This is a genomic window from Salinimicrobium oceani, assembly GCF_012037645.1.
The window spans coordinates 449,100-471,070 of the sequence record NZ_JAAVJR010000002.1; the positions used below are offsets into that span (position 1 = coordinate 449,100).

Genomic DNA, 21,971 nt, shown 5'->3' on the forward strand with positions numbered 1-21,971 from the left:
ATTTTCTTTTTTTAAGATCCTATCTCTTTTCAGGTTTGAAACGAAATGCAGCAGGGAATGATTTTTTAATTTCAAGTAATGCTCTGTCGGCTTCGAGGCTATTCCGGAAATTACCAACCCACACTTTGTAATTTGGAGTTTCAAAAACGATGGTAGATGGCCATCCGGGATAGAGGGTTCTATATTCCTTAATGACCTTGCTCGCCTCGTTGTTATCTCCTGAAAATAACTGGATTCGATATCGGTCGCCTATAACGCCGTCTTTTACCATTTCCGTTTTTCGCTCCAGGAGTACAGGGATGGCTTCATCCTGAGTGATATTTACCTGGCCTTGCTGAGCAGAAACAGCCATAGTAGTTCCTACTGTGAATATAGCGGCAAGAAGTAAATTGTTTTTTCTCAACATTTTTCTTTAATTTTCTGAATTACAAAAGTATAACTTTATTGGCATTTAGGGCCATTGGAGGTTATTTAGAACAGTTATAAATTAATTGCCTGCCCTCTTAAATCGAACTTAAGTATTACTTTTGTCGGTAAATTTTTAGAGGCTAATTAATGACAATTATCACCTTTTAGATCCTCTAAAAATCGTACCAAAAAAGACGTTAATTCAACTTAAAATATGAAAAAGGTGAAATACCGCCATTCAGCCACGCGAATAGTTTTTTTAAGTGTATCCCTGTTTTTTTCCTTTAATGCACTTTTACTGGCGCAAGATGCGCCGCAAGAATCAGAACTCTCAGGAGAGCAGCCCGATGTTCAGGAAACTGTTCAGGGGCCCGAGGAATCAAATGTGGAAGCTGCCGCATCTAGTGGAGATGCTGCTGCAGGTAAGGAGCTCTTCAATACTTTGTGTGCTGCCTGCCATAAGCTTGATGGGAATTCAATTGGCCCGGCCCTTAGAGGCGTGGGAGAACGAAGAGAAACAGACTGGTTGCACAGCTGGATCAAGAACTCTCAGGCACTTATTGCTGCAGGTGATGCACAGGCAGTCGAGCTATTCAATGAGTATAATAATGTTGCTATGCCTCCTTTTCCTCAGCTGAGTGATGGGGACATAGATAATATCCTGGCTTATGTGAATGCGCCTAAGGCGGTGCCGAAAGAGCAGCAAGCTGGTAGCGAAGCTGGCGCAGGTTCCGGAAGTTCAGGAGGTGGTGTTTCTACAGATATCCTTCTTGGAATTCTTGCTTTTGTGCTTCTCATGTTGCTTGTTATCCTGTACCTGGTTAATAAGACCCTTAGAAGATTTGCTGTTGCAAGTGGGGTTGAACTTCCAGTAAAGCAAAAAAGATCGACGCCTATTTGGAGATCTTTTGTGGAGAATCAATTCCTGGTAATTGTATCTGCAGTTCTTCTTATGCTTGTTGGGTCTTACTTTGCTTACGGTTACCTAATGCAGGTGGGTGTCGACCAGGGGTATCAGCCAATTCAGCCAATACACTTTTCTCATAGAATTCACGCTGGAGAAAACCAGATTGAATGCAAATTCTGTCATAGTTCTGCGAGAGTTTCCAAAACTTCAGGAATTCCTTCATTAAATGTTTGTATGAATTGCCATAAATCCATTAGTGAAGTGGCAGAAGGTACGGCTACAGAGGAATACTCCAAAGAGTTCTACGATGGAGAAATTGCAAAGCTTTACGATGCTGTAGGATGGGATGTGAGCAGCCAGCAGTATACAGGAGAAACAGAACCTGTGAAATGGATAAGAATTCACAACCTGCCAGATTTCGCATATTTTAACCATTCCCAGCACGTTGAAGTAGGAGGAATTGCCTGTCAAACCTGTCATGGCCCGGTTGAAGAAATGGAGATCATGTATCAAAATGCGCCTCTTACTATGGGCTGGTGTATAAACTGTCACCGTGAAACCAATGTTCGTACCGCTGGTAATGAATATTATGAAAAGGTGCACGAGGAGCTTAGCAAAAAATATGGAGTTGAGGAATTAACAGTTGCTCAAATGGGTGGGATTGAATGTGCAAAATGCCACTATTAATTAATTAAAGAAGTAATATTATATATATGTCATCAAACAAGAAATACTGGAAAAGTGTTGAAGAGCTGAAAGAATCCAGCTCTATTGTTGAGACGCACGCCGCCAAAGAATTTGTCGAGGAGATTCCCACAGATGAGTTTTTAGGCGATAAGGAAACTCTCGAAGGTTCAACTACTTCCAGAAGGGACTTTTTAAAGTATGTCGGGTTTAGTACTGCAGCTGCTTCTTTGGCGGCTTGTGAAGGTCCGGTGATGAAATCTATCCCCTATGTAGTGCAGCCAGAAAGGATAGTTCCTGGGGTAGCTAATTACTACGCCACAACAATGGCCGATGGTTTTGATTTTGCGGGAGTTCTAGTTAAGACTCGCGAAGGTCGCCCTATTAAGATCGAACACAATACCATGACAAATACAGGGGCCAATGCACGTGTGCATGCATCTGTTCTGTCGCTTTATGATAATAAAAGACTTCAACGCCCTCTTGCTAATAACGAGGTGGTATCGTGGGAGCAACTTGACCGTGAGGTTACAGAGAAACTTAATAATGTTTCTGGGCAGATCGTTCTGTTGACACAAACCTTTGCCAGTCCTTCTACCACTAAGATCATTAATGAATTTTCCCAGAAATACGGGAATGTACGACATGTGATCTATGATACGGTTTCTGAAGATGCTGCGCTGGATGCATTCCAGGCAAGGTTCGGAAGAAGGGCACTCCCAAACTATGATTTTTCTAAAGCTGAAGTGATCGTTTCTATTGGTGCCGATTTCCTTGGAGATTGGGCTGGAGGCGGATACGATGCTGCTTATGCAAAAGGGCGTATTCCGCAGGAAGGAAAGATGTCTCGTCATATCCAGTTCGAATCTAACTTTTCACTTTCTGGAGCTAATGCAGATAAGAGAGTGCCTGTAACTCTTTCTCAGCAAAAAGCAGCGCTGGCCGCACTTTACGGCTATGTGTCTGGTAGTTCTTCTACCAGTGAGCTGCCAAATCACATTGACGAAGCGCTTGTAAAAGCAGCGCGACAATTGCGTAAGGCTGGTAGTGGTGCTGTGGTGATCACAGGAATTCCCGATGTTGACGCACAGGCTCTGGTTTTATCTATAAATGAAGCTCTTGGAAGTGCTGTAATGGACACTGCTAATCCAAGAATGATGAGGCAGGGTAACGCTGCAGAGGTAAAGCAATTGGTTGCCGATATGAAAGCAGGTCATGTAGGTGCTCTTATCACTGCCGGAGTTAATCCTGCATATAGTCTTCCTTTCGCAGATGAATTTGTTGAAGGGCTTCAAAAAGTTGATCTTAAGGTAGCTTTCTCCATGAAGAAGGATGAAACCGCTATGTTGAGTGATTATGTTGCTGCAACTCCACATTACCTCGAAAGCTGGGGAGATGTACAGTTTACGGCAAATACATTTGGCCTAATGCAGCCAACTATAAGACCACTTTTTGACACAAGCCAGTTTCAGGATACCCTCTTAAGATGGTCAGATAATAATACTTCTTATTCAGATTACCTCAAACAGACCTGGGATGGGGCAATGGGTTCCACTTCATGGACAGATGCTTTGCATGACGGTCTTTTTCAGGCGACAGCGCCTGCAGGGACTACCTCTGCTCCAGGAGCTTTAGATGCTGCACAACCTGGTACAGTTGATAATGCTTCGGCAGCAAGGAATCTTTCTTCGGTAAAAGGAGATGGTCTTGAGCTGGAATTATATACTTCTGTTGCCATGGGAAGTGGAAACCAGGCAAATAACCCCTGGTTACAGGAGATGCCAGATCCCATTACAAGAGCTTCCTGGGACAATTACCTGAAGATCTCTAGGGTTGATGCAGATGCACTTGGTCTTGAGAATGAACATGTTTCAAACGGAGCCCTGAACGGTAGTTATGTCAACCTGAAAGTAGGAGATACGGTTCTTGAGAAGGTTCCTGTATTTATACAACCAGGTCAGGCCAAAGGAGTGGTTTCTCTTGCTCTTGGATATGGAAAGAAGGAAGGGATTCAGCGCGAAATGCAGGTAGGTGTTAATGCTTACCCATTGTATAAAGATTTTAATGCTCATCAACAGGTAACAATAGAAAAGGCAGGAGGAATGCACGAATTTGCATGTCTTCAGCTGCATACCACCTTGATGGGTAGAAATGATATCGTAAAGGAAACAACCCTTGAGATTTTCAATACGAAAGATGTTCATGAATGGAATGAGATGCCCGAGGTATCTTTGAACCACGTTGAAACGCCGGTTACGTCACCAGATGTTGATCTTTGGGATGGTTTTGACCGCTCTGTAGGGCATCACTTTAAGATGTCTATAGATCTTAACGCCTGTACGGGATGTGGAGCCTGTGTGATAGCTTGTCATGCAGAGAACAACGTTCCGGTGGTGGGAAAAGAAGAAGTGCGTAAATATCGTGATATGCACTGGTTGCGTATTGACCGTTACTACTCTTCAGAAGACACCTTTGAACAGGATGTTGAGAAAAAGGATAATATGAGTGGTCTTGGAGATGCCCTTTCTCAATTCGGAGAACTGGAAATGGCATCAGATAATCCTCAGGTTGTTTTCCAGCCTATGCTTTGTCAGCACTGTAATCATGCACCTTGCGAAACTGTATGTCCTGTTGCTGCAACCATGCACGGGCGCCAGGGTCAAAACCAAATGATCTATAACAGATGTGTAGGTACGAGATACTGTGCTAATAACTGTCCTTACAAAGTGAGAAGGTTCAACTGGTTCCTGTATAATAAGAATGATGAATTCGATTATCACATGAACAGTGACCTTGGGCGAATGGTTCTTAACCCAGATGTTACAGTACGTTCCCGAGGGGTAATGGAGAAATGTTCTTTCTGTATTCAGAGAACACAAAAGACCATACTTGATGCCAAAAGAGAGGGAAGAGCCATTGCAGATGGTGAATTCCAGACGGCATGTTCTGCTGCCTGTGACAAGGGAGCGATTATTTTCGGAGACGTAAATGACGAAACCAGCCAAATAGCTGCTTTAAGTGAAGATGACAGAATGTATCATGCTCTGGAATACATTGGGACCAAGCCTAACGTGATGTACCAGACGAAAGTCCGAAATACATCTGAAGCATAAATAAAAAATTAAAGAATCAATTATAAAAAGCATATGTCTCATTACGAAGCACCCATTCGAAAGCCTCTAGTACTTGGCGATAAGACCTATCATGATGTCACGAGAGATGTTGCTGCCCCTGTTGAAGGGCGGGCAAATAAATCATGGTGGATAGTTTTTTCTATTGCACTTGTCGCTTTCCTTTGGGGATTAGGATGTATTATCTATACCGTTTCTACGGGTATTGGTACCTGGGGATTGAACCGAACAGTAGGTTGGGCCTGGGATATTACCAACTTTGTTTGGTGGGTAGGGATTGGACACGCAGGAACCCTCATTTCTGCTGTACTTCTACTTTTCCGTCAAAAATGGAGAATGGCGATTAACAGGTCGGCAGAAGCAATGACCATCTTTTCGGTTGTGCAGGCAGGTTTGTTCCCAATCATCCACATGGGTCGCCCATGGTTAGCATATTGGGTACTTCCAATTCCCAACCAGTTTGGCTCTCTGTGGGTAAACTTTAACTCTCCGCTGCTTTGGGACGTGTTCGCAATTTCAACTTATTTATCTGTATCCCTTGTTTTCTGGTGGACAGGACTGCTTCCCGATTTTGCTATGATTCGGGATCGTGCGATCAAACCCTTCCAAAAACATATTTATGGAATCCTCAGTTTTGGATGGAGCGGTCGTGCAAAAGACTGGCAGAGATTTGAAGAAGTATCTTTGGTTTTAGCGGGTTTAGCAACTCCTCTGGTACTTTCTGTTCACACCATTGTATCCTTTGACTTTGCTACCTCTGTAATTCCGGGATGGCACACCACGATCTTCCCTCCATATTTCGTTGCGGGAGCGATCTTCTCTGGATTTGCTATGGTAAACACGCTCCTCATCATTATGAGAAAAGTATCTCATCTTGAAGATTATATTACTATCCAGCACATCGAATTGATGAACATCGTAATTATGATTACGGGATCTATTGTTGGTGTGGCTTATATCACAGAATTATTTATGGCCTGGTATTCGGGGGTGGAATATGAGCAGTATGCTTTCCTTAACAGAGCGACGGGACCTTACGCATGGGCTTACTGGGCAATGATGACCTGTAACGTTTTCTCTCCACAGTTCATGTGGTTCAAGAAACTGCGTACAAGTATCATGTTCTCCTTCTTTATTTCTATTGTTGTGAACATCGGGATGTGGTTTGAGCGCTTTGTAATCATTGTTACTTCGTTGCACCGGGATTACCTTCCGTCTTCCTGGACCATGTTCTCACCAACTTTTGTAGACATAGGAATCTTTATTGGAACAATAGGATTCTTCTTTGTATTGTTCCTGCTATATGCACGTACTTTCCCTGTAATTGCACAGGCAGAGGTTAAGACTATTTTAAAAGCTTCTGGAGACAGATATAAAAAGCTGCGTGAAGAGCATGGGGATCACGCAGATCATACCAATACTATTGTTAGAGAACCGGTTTCTAATGTTGAAGGTGGATGGATAAAACGTGATGAGTTCGAGCAGGAGAAAGAGCATGAACCAACTACCCATACAGAAGGCCTTACAGATTCTGAAGTAGATAAGGACAAGATTGATGAAATGTTGCACAGAATAGGGGTTTTTGACCCTGCAACTCAGTCTGCCGATGAGCTTCAAAAGCTGAATGGAGTAGGACCTGTGATGGAACAAAAGCTGCACCAGGTTGGGATCTACACGTTCTCACAAGTGAGTAAGCTTAGCCTTGACGACTATAAATTGCTTGCAAGGGTAATAGATAATTTCCCAACTCCCGAAAACAGGGGTGACTGGAATGAGCAGGCGAACCAACTTAAAAATAAATAATAATGGCATCTAAAGTTATACACGCTCTTTATACAGATGATGACTTGCTGTTACAGGCAGTTAGACAGGTAAGGGAGGCCCGGTACCGCATTGGTGAGATCTATACTCCTTTTCCCGTGCATGGCCTTGATAAAGCGATGGGGCTTGCTCCAACCAGGTTGGCAATTACCTCTTTTCTTTATGGAATTGTTGGTTTAGCAGTAGCAATTTCCATGATGAACTTCATCATGATCGAAGACTGGCCCATGGATATTGGAGGTAAGCCTAGTTTTAGCTTCCTGCAGAACATGCCTGCCTTCGTTCCAATCATGTTTGAATTAACAGTATTCTTTGCTGCCCACCTTATGGTATTTACGTTCTTTATGAGAAGTAAATTATGGCCTTTTAAGAAAGCTGAAAATCCTGATGTTAGAACTACAGATGACCATTTTCTAATGGAAGTGGAGCTGGGAAATCACGATGCCAATGAGCTGACTCGTTTCCTTTTTGACACAGGAGCATCTGAAATTAAAATATTTAATAGATAACAAATAAACCAAATGAAAAGTTTATTTAGAACTTCCATATTCTTCATTTTGGCATTGAGCTTTGTATCCTGTGTGGATAATTCAAAGCCAAATTACCAGTACATGCCAAACATGTATGAGACGGTAAGCTATGAGCCATATGGAGCATATGACGTATTTGTAGATGAGCAGGAAGCGAAACTGCCGGTTGAAGGAACAGTTTCCAGAGGCTGGAGACCTTATGAATATGAAAATAGTCCCGAAGGTTTTGCAGCTGCAAAAGCAGAGAACACTAATCCACTTCCATACACCGAAAGTAACTTAGCTAAGGGAAAAGCCCTTTATACAATTTACTGTGCCGTTTGTCATGGTGATAAGGGAGATGGGAAAGGTATTCTTGTGCAGCGAGAAAAGATCCTTGGTATTCCGAGTTATGATGATGCAGGAAGGGCCATCACAGAAGGTGGTGTTTACCATGTTCAGTATTACGGTTTAAATGCAATGGGCTCTTATGCCTCTCAAACCACAATTGAAGAGCGTTGGTTGATTACCCATTATGTAATGAGTCTCAAAAATGAGCTTTTAGGTAGTCCTTCCCGTGAATTTACGGAAGAAAATACGGGAGCCGAAGGCCAGCATGTTGATGGGGAGAATTTGATTCCCGCTGTAAATGCCGAAAGTGAGATCGATGAAGGAGAAGCTACTACTGGTGAAGGTAATTCAAACAATCAACAGGAAAATCAAAACTAAGAATAACAGCATTAGATATATTCAATATGTACACGCTATCCAGTAAATTAAAATTATTTTCTATCATTCTAATGATAGTAGGTCTCTTGGGCATGATCTACGGATTTTTTGCCGTGCCGGCTACTATCGATGAAGTAAGGGAAATGATTGCTCATGATGATCACGGAGAAGTTGTTGAAATGCCTCTTACAGGTCAAACTGAAGATGAAATAGAAGATGATGCTCACGGATTTGATTTTGTGCCTTCTGAACATGAAGTGGAAACTGAGCGTACAGATGAGGAGGTACATTCAATGGCTGAAGATGATGAATTAGTACACCTTGAGCATGTTTTACATCAATTACAGAACAAACCATGGGCTGCTCTTTATGTAGCTGCATTCTTTTTCTTCATGATAGCCCTTGGGGTGCTTGCTTTCTACGCAGTGCAGTTTGCAGCGCAGGCAGGCTGGTCTCCGGTGTTGTTTAGAGTTATGGAAGCTATTACAGCCTATCTTCTTCCAGGAAGTATAATTGTATTCATCATTCTATTGCTCTCTGGATTCCACCTAAATCACCTTTTCGTGTGGATGGATCCTGAAGTAGTGGCCGATGATGAGATCATCCAGAACAAAAGCGGATATCTCAACGTGCCTTTCTTCCTAATTCGTGCTGCTTTGTATATCGCTGGATGGAACCTTTTCAGATATTTTCTTAGAAAGAATTCCCTTAGGCAAGATGAGGCAACAGATAACAGGTGGTATAAAAAGAACTTTAAACTTTCGGCTGGGTTTCTTGTATTCTTTATTGTAACAGAGTCCATGATGTCATGGGACTGGATCATGAGTCTTGATCCACACTGGTTCAGTACGCTCTTTGGATGGTATGTGTTCTCCAGTATGTTTGTTTCAGGAATTACGGTTATTGCCCTGGTGACAATTTATCTGAAGTCCAGGAATTATCTGCCGTTAGTAAATGACAGCCACATTCATGACCTTGCAAAGTTCATGTTCGGGATCAGTATTTTCTGGACCTACCTGTGGTTTTCTCAGTTTATGCTTATCTGGTATTCCAATATTCCTGAAGAAGTAACTTATTTCGTGGCGAGGATAGAAGATTACGGACTTGTTTTCTTCGGAATGGTTGCCCTTAACTTTATCTTCCCGCTATTGCTTTTGATGAACAGCGACTTTAAACGGGTGAACTGGTTTGTAGTAATGACCGGAATAATCATCCTATTAGGTCACTATCTAGATATTTATGTGATGGTAATGCCTGCAACAGTTGGTGAATCCTGGTTTATTGGTATTCCGGAACTTAGTGCCCTGGCATTCTTTGGTGGATTGTTTATTTTCGTAGTATTCAACTCCCTTACCAAAGTTCCGCTATTAGCTAAGCGTAATCCATTCATGAAGGAAAGCGAGCATTATCACTATTAAAAGATTGTATAAAGAAATTAAGAAATGACAGTATTTTTGATCATAATAGTAGTAGCATTATTTGCGATAACGGTCTGGCAGCTTAGTAGAATCTTCCAGCTGTCAAGAAATACCGATACACTTGAATCTTCGCAGGTCGCAAGTGATAAAGACAATAGAACTCAGGGGAATCTTATGCTCGCCTTTGGTATCGCATTTTATATTTTCATGCTTTACAATTTCTGGGTTTTTGGAGACAGGGCTCTACCTGCTGCCTCGTCAGAACACGGAGTAGAATATGATAACCTGCTGTTGATCACTATGGCAGTAATTATGTTTGTACAGGTGATCACCCAGGGTTTACTTCATTATTTCGCTTTTAGATATAAAGGAAAAAAGGGCGCAAAGGCTTTATTTTTCGCAGATAATGATAAACTGGAATTTGTGTGGACCATTATTCCTGTGATCGTGCTTGCTGGTTTGATCATCTATGGCTTGTTCACCTGGAGTGATATCATGGATATCAACGAAGAAGACGACCCTATCGTTATTGAGCTTTACGCCAAGCAGTTCAGCTGGCATGCCCGTTATGCAGGTAATGATAATGTTCTTGGAAAGGCCAATGTGAGATTTATCGATGGGCCAAATATTATGGGAGTAGATGAAAGCGATCCTTATGCTATGGATGATGTGGTGACCGCCGAGATCCACCTTCCGGTTAACAGGCCGGTCTTATTCAAGATGAGATCTCAGGATGTGCTTCACTCTGCCTATTTCCCGCATTTTAGAGCGCAAATGAACGTTGTGCCGGGAATGATCACTCAGTTCGCATTTACGCCTACCGTAACTACAGATGAGATCAATGAGACCGAATACATGAGAGATAAGGTGGCAAGGATCAATGATATTCGTAAAGAGAACAATCAGGCTTTGCTTGCCGCGGGAGAAGAGCCATTGTCAGAATATGAACAATTTGAATATTACCTGTTGTGTAACAAGATTTGTGGTGTTGCCCATTACAACATGCAAATGAAAGTTGTTGTGGAAACTGAAGCAGAATTCAATGAGTGGATGGCTACCCAAAAGGAGTATAGCGAAACTATGGAAGCTGCAGCCACTGGAACAGAAGTAGTACAGGTAGAAAATTAATAAAGTTAAGAATAAAGAAATATGTCAGCAGTAGGACACGTACCGGTTAATGAACACGCTCATGATGATCACCACCATGAGGGTAATTTCTTTACGAAATATATTTTCAGCATGGACCATAAGGTTATTGCAAAGCAATACCTTTTCACTGCCCTTTTCATGGGGATCATCGGGATTGGAATGTCTGTTCTTTTCCGAATGCAGTTAGCATGGCCGGCAGAATCATTTAAGATTTTTGAGATCTTCCTTGGAAAATGGGCTCCGGGTGGAGTAATGAGTCAGGAAGTTTACCTTGCTCTTGTTACTATTCACGGTACCATCATGGTATTCTTTGTACTTACTCAGGGCTTGAGTGGTACTTTTAGTAACCTGCTTATTCCCCTTCAAATTGGTGCCCGAGATATGGCATCAGGATTTATGAATATGCTGTCTTACTGGTTGTTCTTTATTTCCTGTGTGATCATGCTTGGATCTCTTTTCGTGGAATCTGGACCAGCTTCTGCAGGTTGGACGATCTATCCTCCCTTAAGCGCATTACCACAAGCTATTGGTGGTTCTGGACTGGGTATGACCTTATGGCTGGTTTCTATGGCCATCTTTATTGCCTCTTCTCTGTTAGGTTCGCTTAATTATATTGTAACGGTGATCAACCTTAGGACTAAGGGAATGTCGATGACCCGTCTACCTTTGACCATATGGGCCCTTTTTGTAACAGCAATTATCGGGGTTGTGTCCTTCCCTGTACTTCTGTCTGCTGCATTAATGCTTATCATGGATAGAAGCTTTGGGACGTCATTCTTCCTTAGTGACATTTTCATTGGTGGAGAAGTATTACATTATCAGGGAGGTTCTCCTGTACTTTTTGAACACCTGTTCTGGTTCCTTGGTCACCCTGAAGTTTATATCGTAATTCTTCCAGCCATGGGTATCGCTTCAGAGATCCTGGCAACAAACGCCAGAAAACCCATTTTTGGATACCGTGCAATGATCGCATCGATCCTTGGGATCGCTTTCCTTTCGACGATCGTTTGGGGTCACCACATGTTCGTATCTGGAATGAATCCTTTCCTTGGTTCTGTGTTTACATTTACAACACTTTTGATCGCAATACCTTCCGCAGTAAAAGCCTTTAACTGGATCACCACGATCTGGAAAGGAAATCTGCAGTTAAACCCATCAATGTTGTTCTCAATTGGTTTTGTTTCCACCTTTATTACGGGAGGATTAACCGGGATCATCCTTGGAGACAGTACGCTTGACATCAACGTGCACGATACATACTTCGTGGTAGCGCACTTCCACCTTGTAATGGGTATTTCTGCCCTCTACGGAATGTTTGCGGGGATCTATCACTGGTTCCCAAAAATGTTTGGACGCATGATGAACAAGAACCTTGGTTACATCCATTTCTGGATCACTATCATTGGTGCTTATGGAGTTTTCTTCCCTATGCACTTTGTAGGAATGGCCGGGCTTCCAAGAAGATATTATGATAATACGTATTTCCCATACTTCGATGACCTCCTGGAGATCAACGTGGTTATCACCGTGTTTGCTATCATTACAGCTTTAGTACAGCTTCTTTTCCTTTACAACTTCATCCATTCGATCTTTGCAGGGAAAAAGGCAACTGCTAACCCATGGAACGCTAATACGCTTGAGTGGACCACCCCTGTAGAGCCAATCCACGGAAACTGGCCTGGTGAGATTCCGCATGTTTATCGTTGGCCATATGATTATAGCAAGACAAATGAAAAAGGAGAATATGTCATAGCAGGACAGGATTTTGCACCGCAAGATGTTCCGCTTCAAAAAGGGGAAGAGGAGCTTAATCACTAAGTTCTTATCACCTCATATCTAAAAGCCTTTTCGCCCCCATGAAAAGGCTTTTTCTTTTATCTTTGTTTTCCTAATTGTCCTTGTATGAACGAAAACCTTGATCCCACCGGCGAAAATTTTTCTTCGGAAGAAATGGATATCGAAAGAGCTCTAAGACCTCTCGACTTCGATGATTTTGCAGGGCAGGACCAGGTGTTGGATAACCTGAAGGTTTTTGTCAAGGCAGCCAATCAGCGCGGTGAAGCCCTTGATCATACACTTTTTCATGGCCCTCCTGGCCTGGGTAAGACTACTTTGGCTCACATCCTTGCCAATGAGCTTGGCGTAGGCATTAAAGTGACCTCCGGCCCGGTTCTAGACAAGCCTGGAGACCTTGCCGGTCTGCTCACCAACCTTGAAGAGCGGGATGTATTATTCATCGATGAGATACATCGTCTTAGTGCTGTGGTGGAAGAGTACCTTTATTCGGCCATGGAAGATTATAAGATCGATATCATGATCGAAACAGGCCCCAATGCCCGTTCCGTTCAGATCAACCTGAACCCTTTTACCCTTATTGGCGCCACAACACGCAGCGGATTGCTAACTGCGCCTATGCGTGCCCGCTTCGGAATCTCCAGCCGACTCGAATACTACACCACCGAATTGCTCTCAGATATCGTTCAGCGGAGCGCCCAGATCCTTAAAGTTCCCATCACGATGGAAGCTGCGATAGAGATTGCGGGCCGTAGCCGCGGTACGCCACGTATTGCCAATGCGCTGTTGAGAAGGGTGAGAGATTTCGCCCAGATCAAAGGAAATGGCAAGATCGACATCGAGATCGCGAAGTACAGCTTAAAAGCTTTGAACGTTGATGCGCATGGACTCGATGAAATGGATAACAAGATCCTTGTTACTATTATTGACAAGTTCAAGGGCGGTCCGGTTGGGATCACTACCCTGGCCACGGCGGTTAGCGAGAGTGCCGAAACTATAGAGGAGGTCTATGAACCTTTCCTTATACAACAAGGCTTTATCCAGAGGACGCCTCGAGGGCGTGAAGTTACCGAAGCTGCCTATAAACACCTCGGAAGAGTAAGAGGTGGTATTCAGGGTGGATTGTTTTAAAAATGTCCAGACCTAAAGGTTTCGCGAATAAGGGAGGCCTACATCTATTCTCGTAAATGAAAGACACCAAAGGCATACCTACTGTATCACGAATTCACTTTTACACGAGTGCCGCCAATATTCTGAAGAATCCGCTGCCTTTTCACAAGCGCAATTTTCAGAAGCATGGGGATACTTTTAAGCTGAAACTCGGTTTTGGTCGGGAGATCATATTCTCGCGTGATGCTGCCTTTGCCGAATATGTACTACAGAAGAATCAGAAGAACTATAAGAAATCTGAAATTCAGACTGTTGATATGGCAAAATATCTCGGTCATGGCCTCCTTACAGCCGAAGGGGAACTATGGAAAAAACAGCGGAAACTCATTCAGCCGGCTTTTCATAAAAAACAACTGGCAGGACTTTTAGACAAAGTAAAAGCGGCAGTAGGAGTGGAGCTGGCCAAAATAAGAACAGATGTCCCTATGGATATTTTTCCGGTGTTCAATGATCTCGCTTTCCAAACCGTAGTGAAGTCACTTTTTAGTAGCGCAGTGGGGCAGCAGGAAATTGACAAGTTGCAATACATCACCGAGGCGGCACAAAAAATGCTGGTAAAAGAGTTGCGGCAGCCCTATCTTGCGTGGTACTTTAACTGGACAGGAAAGATCAAAGGGCACCTGGCGCTTACCGCAGAAGCCCGGCATATCCTGCTAAAAGTGATAAAAGAGCGCAAAAAAAGCAAGGCGCAGCACAATGATCTTTTAGACATGCTTCTTGAAGCGCGGTACGAAGATGGTACGGCAATGAGTGAAGAACAATTACTGGATGAGATCCTTATTCTGTTCACGGCCGGTCATGAAACCACTTCAAATGCCCTCACTTTTACCTGTGAACTTTTAGCCCGAAATCCGGAAGTGCAGGAAAAGATCTTTGCAGAAATAGAGGCTTCAAAAATGGCTTCTGGAGGTGACCATATGCAGGAAATCAAGAATTGCCCTTACACCCAGCAGGTAGTAGAGGAAGCGATGCGCTTGTATCCTCCTGCGTATTTTATAGATCGGGTGAATTTAGAGGACGACCAGTTCGAAGGAAAGGAATATTCGGCAGGTTCCAGTCTTCTGTTTTCCATCTACGAGATCCACCGGCACCCGGATTTCTGGGATCAGCCCGATGAATTTCGCCCCGAAAGATTTTCAGAAGTAAGAACTAAAAATTATTTTCCATTTGGCGCCGGACCGCGAAAATGTATCGGGAACAATTTTGCGATGTACGAAATGGTGATCGCCATCGCCCAGTTGGTTTCAAAATACCAGATTTCCGGAGCGAGAGGAGAGATAGAGATCGAGCCCCTTATCACCCTCAAGCCGAAGAATGCAATTCTTAAATTTTCAGCTAGATAAATTTTCAGCACTTAAGTCTCCCCGACAGTTTAAAATAATACCCTTCAAAAATGCTATTTTTGACACCCGTTAATTTTGAGTGTCGGGCACAGATATTGCAAACTTCCGTAAAGTGAATTCACAAGCAAGTAGATATACCAGCCTTATAAAAGCCGAAGCCGATCGCCTCGGGTTTCTCTCCTGCGGAATTTCCAAAGCCGGATTCCTTGAAGAGGAAGCTCCCCGGCTGGAAGAATACCTTTCAAAACAAAGGCAGGGAAAAATGTCATTTTTGGAGAATCATTTTGACAAGCGACTAGACCCTACCAAACTTGTTGAAGGTTCAAAAAGTGTAATTTCTCTTTTGCTCAATTATTATCCTGAAGAAAAGCAGCGGGAAGGTTCGTATAAGGTAAGCAAGTATGCTTACGGTACAGATTATCACTTTGTCATTAAGGATAAACTCAAAAGTTTGCTACAATTCATTCAGCAGGAAATAGGAGAGGTTTCTGGAAGAGCCTTTGTTGATTCTGCACCAGTTATGGATAAGGCGTGGGCAGCAAAGAGCGGTTTGGGTTGGGTGGGGAAACATACCCTGCTCCTGTCTAAACAGAAAGGTTCCTTTTTTTTCGTAGCCGAGCTCATTGTGGATATGGAACTAGAGTATGATCTTCCCGTGACAGATCACTGTGGGAGCTGTACCGCTTGTATAGATGCCTGTCCCACCCAGGCTATCGTGGAACCTTACAAAGTTGACGGCAGTAAATGTATTTCCTATTTCACCATTGAACTTAAGGAAGAGCTGCCACAGGAAATAAAAGGAAAGTTTGCGGACTGGGCTTTTGGCTGTGATATTTGCCAGGATGTTTGTCCATGGAACCGTTTTTCTCAGTCTCATAAGGAACCTTTATTCAATCCACATCCCGAGCTGCTGGCAATGAGCAAAAAGGACTGGGAGGAAATTACGGAAGAGACCTTCAGAAAGGTTTTTAAGAAGTCGGCAGTTAAGCGAACGAAATACAGCGGTCTCACCAGAAATATTAAATTTTTAAAAGACTAATCTTTCATAGTAATAGCTTTTAACCGGTTGCTTTTGCTCATTACGTGCCGGGCCTTTTAAGCTGAGTTGCTCTAAAAAACTTTTTGCCTGCTTACTGGCATTTTGATCATTATGGCTAAGAACTGTCACATTTTGAAGCTTTGCCTCCTTGTCAATTTCAAAAGATAGATTAAGCACGCCTCCCGGTTTAGCAGCTACATTTTCTCTTATCATGTTTTCTATACTATTTGAAAAGCATTGGAACTTATCATCTTTTGAAGCGCAGGCAGCAACATGTGGAGGGAAGGCCGTACTGCGTGCGTGCGGTAGATCTTTAGCGCGGGTTTCAAAATAACTGGCGTAACTGTCAAACATTTCCTGCTTAAAGATAATTGGCATTGCATAGCTCATAGCCACGGCCTTGCCTTTTACCTTCGCAGGTTCCAGGATCCTGATCTCAGACAGCACCCGAATGACTTCAGCTTTTTGATCTTCATCTGTCGCCTTTACTTTGATCTCCTCAATTTTTCCCTTTTCACTCACCTGAAAAGTAGCATAGGCCTTTCCTTCCCCTTTCAGCGTTTTTGGTGTGACCAGGTTGCTTTTTACATGATCGCTCAGGTTTTGATTAAAACATTCTTTAGTATCTTTATTAGGATCATAACACTCTTTAATAAAGGGTGCTTCATCTACTGCCGAAATTATAAATGTCTCCTGGCCAAGACTTGTGAAGGAAATAAAGAAAATAAGAAATGAAAAGAGGAAAGACTTCATGAACAGATTTTGTTTAAAAATAGAAAAAATTTTATTTGTACTTCTTTTTACATGCTATTCAGCAACGTGTTTTTCCCAGGAAGAGCGGTTGCAGCTCAAGGTTGATACCTCTCTTGAACGACTTCTTGCCACTGCCGACACAGATGGGGATAGGAAGATCACCATAGAAGACCATCCAAAAATGCCTTTTTTGGCACCTCTTGCAGAAGGAGATTCGATAGCAATTAGTGAGATCTACCACTTGTCAAATTTGTTACAGGAGCTGGCACTGGCCCGTGCAGAAGAGAAGGATACGCTAACTGTTTCTATTAACGAGATACAGGAGCCACCCAGCCAGCGCATTTCGAGGCGCATTAGAGAAGAATTCTGGGATGACCTCACTCGCAGCATTGACAGGAAAGGCCTGAGGAAAATTCTGAAAGACACAAAAGCTTCAGATGGGGTGCAACGGCTGTACGTTCCCGCAACAGACACTGCAGGAATTAAATATTACAAAGATCTTCAAGGTGAATTTGATGGATTTGAAGTAGTAGTTCTTCCGCAGAAAATAAGTCCGCAATACGTGAAATCCATTAATGATAAACCCGGACTTCTTGCTTTAAAAATTGAGAATGGCAAGGGCGTTCCATTCGTGGTTCCGGGCGGCAGGTTCAATGAAATGTATGGCTGGGACAGCTATTTTGAAGGGGTAGGACTAATCATTGACGGTCGAATTGACCTGGCTAAGGCGATGGTGGATAATTTCATCTATCAAATCGATCACTACGGAAAGATCCTGAATGCGAACAGGTCTTATTATCTCACAAGATCACAGCCGCCATTCATGTCTTCTTTTGTTCGGGAGGTCTACGAAGCCATGGAAACCAAGGATTCCGGCTGGCTGAAAAGCGCACTTCAAGCTGCAATCAAAGAATATGAGGAAGTCTGGATGGAGCCAGGGGCAAGATTGACCCCTCCTGGTCTCAATCGATATTTGGGGCAGGGCATAGGCATCCCGCCAGAGACTGAAAAAGGGCATTTTGAGGAGGTGTTAAAAGTTTATGCTGCGAAACATGAGCTTCCGGTTCTGGAATTTGAGGAGAAATATAAGTCGGGAGAGATTGTGGATAAGGAACTGGATAAATATTTTGTTCATGACCGAAGTGTAAGGGAGAGCGGCCATGATACCTCATGGAGGCTTGAGAACAGAGCTGCGCATCTTAACACAGTAGATCTCAATTCGCTGTTGTACAAATACGAAACAGATTTTGCATACCTCATCGATAAATACTTCAATGGGCATTTTGCAGCTGCTTCAGGGGAGACGTATACCTCAGAATCCTGGCGTCAAAAAGCCGAAGCAAGAAAGCAGCTTATCAATAAGTATCTGTGGAATGAGAAGGCGGGGAGTTTTTTTGATTATAATTCTCAGGAAGGAGTGCAGACAGGATATATTTCAGCTACTAATTTTTACCCGTTGTGGAGCGGAATTGCTTCCGAAGCACAGGCAGAAGCAATGGTCAGGAACCTGATGCAGGATCTAAAGACAACCGGCGGAATATTGGCAAGTGCAAAAGCTTCGGTAGAAGAAACTGCGACCAACGAGGTACAGCGCCAGTGGGACTATCCTTATGGCTGGGCCCCGCATCAAATGCTGTTGTGGCAGGGATTGATCGATTATGGTTTTGAAGCTGAAGCTTATGAGCTCATCTACCGCTGGCTGTATATGATCACCAGGAATGCAGTAGATTATAACGGTACAATCCCCGAAAAATATGATGTGGTCAACGCCACGCATAAAGTCTATGCAGAATACGGCAATGTGGGTACTGAATTCGACTATATCACCACATCAGGATTTGGCTGGATGAACGCTTCTTATCAATTAGGGCTGGAATTACTTCCGGAGAAGTTTCGGCAAAAACTTGATGAGCTGGTTCCGGCAGAGGAGCCGGATTTTGATGAGCAGTAAATTGGAACTTGGACTAATGGCCGCATCATAAATCCAGGAAGTTGGTAAAAAATAATAGGGATCAATAGCCATAATAATGAAACTCTTTACCTTTGCCTGTCCTGAGTAAACAGGAAATTTATGAAGAACGAACGCAAAAGGCGTGAAGCTTTAATTTACCACGCAAAACCCAATCCCGGAAAGATACAGGTTGTACCTACCAAGAAATATTCTACGCAACGCGACCTCTCGCTGGCATATTCCCCAGGGGTAGCAGAACCTTGCCTGGAAATTCATAAAAATGTAGAGAACGTTTATAAGTATACCACTAAAGGAAACCTGGTGGCAGTGATCTCTAATGGTACCGCAGTCTTGGGGCTGGGAGATATTGGTCCCGAAGCTTCCAAGCCGGTAATGGAAGGTAAAGGTCTGCTCTTTAAGATCTTTGCAGATATTGATGTCTTTGATATTGAGGTGGATACAAAAGATGTAGATGCTTTTGTAAAAACAGTGAAGAACATTGCACCAACTTTTGGAGGGATCAATCTGGAAGATATTGCTGCGCCCGAAGCTTTTGAAATTGAGAGAAGGCTTAAGGAGGAGTTGGATATTCCGGTAATGCATGATGATCAACATGGAACGGCCATAATTTCTTCGGCGGCACTGCTCAATGCTTTAGATCTTGCAGGTAAAAAGATAGGAAAAGTGAAGGTGGTGATCTCGGGTGCTGGGTCTGCTGCAATTGCCTGTGCAAATCTTTATGTTCTGCTTGGAGTAAAGGTAGAGAACATTATCATGTTTGACGTAAATGGAGTTTTGCACAAGGACAGGCAGGACCTTTCTGACCTTCAGAAAAGATTTGCTGTAAAAAAGATATATGAAAATCTAGCGGCTGCAATGGATGGGGCCGATGTTTTTCTGGGGCTTTCTGTAGGGAATATTGTTACTCCCGAAATGCTGAAGAAGATGGCCAAGCGTCCTATCGTCTTTGCTATGGCCAATCCAGACCCCGAAATAGATTATGATCTTGCCATCTCTACCCGGAAGGACATCATTATGGCTACGGGGCGTAGTGATCATCCTAATCAGGTGAACAATGTACTGGGATTCCCCTTTATTTTTAGGGGAGCACTAGATGTTAGGGCGACCAAGATCAATGAGGAAATGAAGATGGCAGCCGTAAAGGCGCTTGCCAGGCTGGCGAAAGAACCAGTACCCGAGCAGGTGAATATTGCCTATGGAGAAACGAAACTGAACTTTGGAAAGGATTATATCATTCCAAAACCTTTTGATCCCAGACTGATCACGCAGGTGCCCCCGGCAGTTGCAAAAGCAGCAATGGAAAGTGGTGTTGCCAAGAATCCTATTCTCGACTGGGCCCGTTATGAAGATGAGCTTCTGGAAAGAATGGGGAACGATAATAAGATCACACGCCTGCTTATGAACCGTGCAAAAATGGACCCTAAAAGAGTCATTTTTGCGGAGGCAGATCATCTCGATGTACTTAAGGCTGCGCAGATCGCTTATGACGAGGGAATTGCAAAACCAATTCTTCTAGGGCGACGGGATGTGATAGAAGAGCTAATGCGGGAAATTGATTTCCATGCAGATGATGTTCCAATAATCGACTCAAAATCTGATGATGAAAATGGACGCCGTAACAGATATGCAGATGTTTACTGGCAAACGCGGAAACGTAAAGGCGTGACGCGCTATGATGCACAGCTGCTCATGCGGCAACGTAACTATTTTGCAGCCATGATGGTCAATGAGGGAGATGCAGACGCCCTGCTTTCTGGCTACTCACGAGCTTATCCCACAGTGCTAAGACCTATGCTGGAGCTTATTGGGAAGGCGAAAGGCGTTTCTAAAGTAGCAGCTACGAATCTTATGAATACTTCCAGAGGACCTTTATTCATTAGTGATACCTCTGTAAATATAGATCCTACAGCAAAAGAGCTGGGGAAAATAGCACAAATGACTGCGCGCACTGTTAGATTATTTGGAATGGAACCTGTGATCGCAATGATCTCTTACGGGAACTTTGGGTCATCCCAGAATGAAAAGGCCGAGAAGGTGAAGGAAGCTGTAGACTACCTGCATCGTTTTTACCCCGACCTTATTGTGGATGGGGAAATGCAGACAGATTTTGCTCTTAACAGCGAAATGCTGCAGAATAAGTTTCCTTTTTCAAAACTGGCAGGTCGTAAGGTAAATACTCTTGTATTTCCAAACCTGGATTCGGGAAACAGTACCTATAAGCTTATAAAAGAGCTTAACAAAACAGAATCTGTAGGTCCAATTCTTATGGGAATGAACAAGCCGGTACACGTACTTCAGCTGGGAGCAAGTGTAGAGGAAATTGTGAACATGACTGCTGTGGCCGTGGTCGATGCCCAGGAAAAAGAGCGGAAAGCAAAACGAGAACAGTAAGAGAAAATGATAAAGATAAGGACCGGGCAAGGAGAAATTCTTTCCCGGTTTTTATTTTCAGAAAAAACACATTGAAAATGGCCATTTTTGAAAGATGTACCTGCGGCTATTTCTTATTTCCCTATCGTGTTTAATTTCTTACATTTGAACCAAGAACACCTTGTTTCATGATCTATAGCGTTAAAGGCCGATTGGTTGAAAAGAATCCTACTAATGTAGTGATAGATTGCAACGGAATCGGATATTTCATTCATATTTCCCTTCACACTTTTTCACAGATATCTTCCAATGAGAATTTGCAGTTATATACGCATCTTCAGGTGAAGGAAGATTCCCATACCTTATATGGATTTTGGGAAAAAAGTGAGCGGGAGATCTTCAGGCTGCTTATCTCTGTTTCGGGGGTGGGAGCGAGCACTGCGCGCAGCATGCTGTCTTCACTTGAACCTCGCCAAATTATGGAGGCTATTGCAGCGGGAGACGTTGCTACTGTACAGGGTATAAAAGGTATTGGCGCCAAGACAGCCCAACGGGTCATAATAGATCTAAAAGACAAAATCGTAAAAGTGTTTGGAATAGACGAAGTTTCGGCACAAAAAAGCAATACAAGTCGCGAAGAAGCGTTATCAGCTTTAGAGACTTTGGGGTATACCCGGAAGCAATCGGAAAAGGTGGTGGAGAGAATTGTTAAAGAAGAACCTGATGCTACGGTAGAATCTCTTATTAAGCAGGCACTTAAAAAATTATAAATTC

General features: G+C 43.2%; 16 protein-coding genes. 14 read left to right on the forward strand and 2 right to left on the reverse strand.

Annotated elements, in window-relative coordinates:
• Window positions 1-19 precede the first annotated feature (19 nt).
• Window positions 20-406: an SPOR domain-containing protein gene (locus tag HC175_RS05605; RefSeq protein ID WP_168137485.1), complete on the reverse strand. Its 387-nt coding sequence runs from the start codon at window positions 404-406 to the stop codon at window positions 20-22.
• 216 nt (window positions 407-622) lie between these two features.
• On the opposite strand from HC175_RS05605, the gene HC175_RS05610 reads away from it, so the two are divergent.
• The 11 genes from HC175_RS05610 to queG all read left to right on the forward strand — a co-directional run bounded on the left by HC175_RS05610 (window position 623) and on the right by queG (window position 16,102).
• Window positions 623-2,002 carry a c-type cytochrome gene (locus HC175_RS05610; RefSeq protein ID WP_168137486.1) on the forward strand — a complete coding sequence of 460 codons (1,380 nt, stop codon included), beginning with the start codon at window positions 623-625 and terminating at the stop codon, window positions 2,000-2,002.
• Window positions 2,003-2,028: 26 nt separating this feature from the next.
• Complete coding sequence (locus HC175_RS05615; RefSeq protein WP_168137487.1) at window positions 2,029-5,112, forward strand: TAT-variant-translocated molybdopterin oxidoreductase; 3,084 nt, start codon at window positions 2,029-2,031, stop codon at window positions 5,110-5,112.
• Window positions 5,113-5,145: 33 nt separating this feature from the next.
• Complete coding sequence (gene nrfD, locus HC175_RS05620; protein WP_168137488.1) at window positions 5,146-6,933, forward strand: NrfD/PsrC family molybdoenzyme membrane anchor subunit; 1,788 nt, start codon at window positions 5,146-5,148, stop codon at window positions 6,931-6,933.
• A 2-nt stretch (window positions 6,934-6,935) separates the two neighbouring features.
• Entirely contained in the window at window positions 6,936-7,460 is a 525-nt protein-coding gene (locus HC175_RS05625) for a DUF3341 domain-containing protein (protein ID WP_168137489.1), read from the forward strand.
• A 12-nt stretch (window positions 7,461-7,472) separates the two neighbouring features.
• Window positions 7,473-8,189 carry a c-type cytochrome gene (locus HC175_RS05630; RefSeq protein ID WP_168137490.1) on the forward strand — a complete coding sequence of 239 codons (717 nt, stop codon included), beginning with the start codon at window positions 7,473-7,475 and terminating at the stop codon, window positions 8,187-8,189.
• 26 nt (window positions 8,190-8,215) lie between these two features.
• Entirely contained in the window at window positions 8,216-9,607 is a 1,392-nt protein-coding gene (locus HC175_RS05635) for a quinol:cytochrome C oxidoreductase (protein ID WP_168137491.1), read from the forward strand.
• Window positions 9,608-9,631: 24 nt separating this feature from the next.
• Window positions 9,632-10,735, forward strand: a complete 1,104-nt coding sequence (locus tag HC175_RS05640) for a cytochrome c oxidase subunit II (RefSeq protein ID WP_168137492.1) — start codon at window positions 9,632-9,634, stop codon at window positions 10,733-10,735.
• Window positions 10,736-10,756: 21 nt separating this feature from the next.
• Window positions 10,757-12,574 (forward strand): cytochrome c oxidase subunit I, encoded by a 1,818-nt coding sequence (locus HC175_RS05645; protein ID WP_168137493.1) that lies wholly within the window; start codon window positions 10,757-10,759, stop codon window positions 12,572-12,574.
• Window positions 12,575-12,658: 84 nt separating this feature from the next.
• Entirely contained in the window at window positions 12,659-13,681 is a 1,023-nt protein-coding gene (ruvB, locus tag HC175_RS05650; protein WP_168137494.1) for a Holliday junction branch migration DNA helicase RuvB, read from the forward strand.
• A 56-nt stretch (window positions 13,682-13,737) separates the two neighbouring features.
• Window positions 13,738-15,063 (forward strand): cytochrome P450, encoded by a 1,326-nt coding sequence (locus HC175_RS05655; protein WP_168137495.1) that lies wholly within the window; start codon window positions 13,738-13,740, stop codon window positions 15,061-15,063.
• Between the two features lie 112 nt (window positions 15,064-15,175).
• On the forward strand, window positions 15,176-16,102 hold the full coding sequence (queG, locus tag HC175_RS05660) for a tRNA epoxyqueuosine(34) reductase QueG (RefSeq protein WP_168137496.1): 927 nt from the start codon (window positions 15,176-15,178) through the stop codon (window positions 16,100-16,102).
• Here the strand turns inward: queG and HC175_RS05665 are convergent.
• Window positions 16,091-16,855, reverse strand: a complete 765-nt coding sequence (locus tag HC175_RS05665; protein ID WP_168137497.1) for an energy transducer TonB — start codon at window positions 16,853-16,855, stop codon at window positions 16,091-16,093. The two genes, queG and HC175_RS05665, sit on opposite strands and share 12 nt — an antisense overlap.
• Window positions 16,856-16,943: 88 nt before the next feature.
• On the opposite strand from HC175_RS05665, the gene HC175_RS05670 reads away from it, so the two are divergent.
• The 3 genes from HC175_RS05670 (at window position 16,944) to ruvA (ending at window position 21,967) form a co-directional block, all read left to right on the forward strand.
• Entirely contained in the window at window positions 16,944-18,806 is a 1,863-nt protein-coding gene (locus HC175_RS05670; protein ID WP_317172095.1) for a trehalase family glycosidase, read from the forward strand.
• 120 nt (window positions 18,807-18,926) lie between these two features.
• Complete coding sequence (locus HC175_RS05675) at window positions 18,927-21,218, forward strand: NADP-dependent malic enzyme (protein ID WP_168137499.1); 2,292 nt, start codon at window positions 18,927-18,929, stop codon at window positions 21,216-21,218.
• 167 nt (window positions 21,219-21,385) lie between these two features.
• Window positions 21,386-21,967, forward strand: a complete 582-nt coding sequence (gene ruvA, locus HC175_RS05680) for a Holliday junction branch migration protein RuvA (protein ID WP_168137500.1) — start codon at window positions 21,386-21,388, stop codon at window positions 21,965-21,967.
• The last annotated feature ends 4 nt before the right edge of the window (window positions 21,968-21,971 follow it).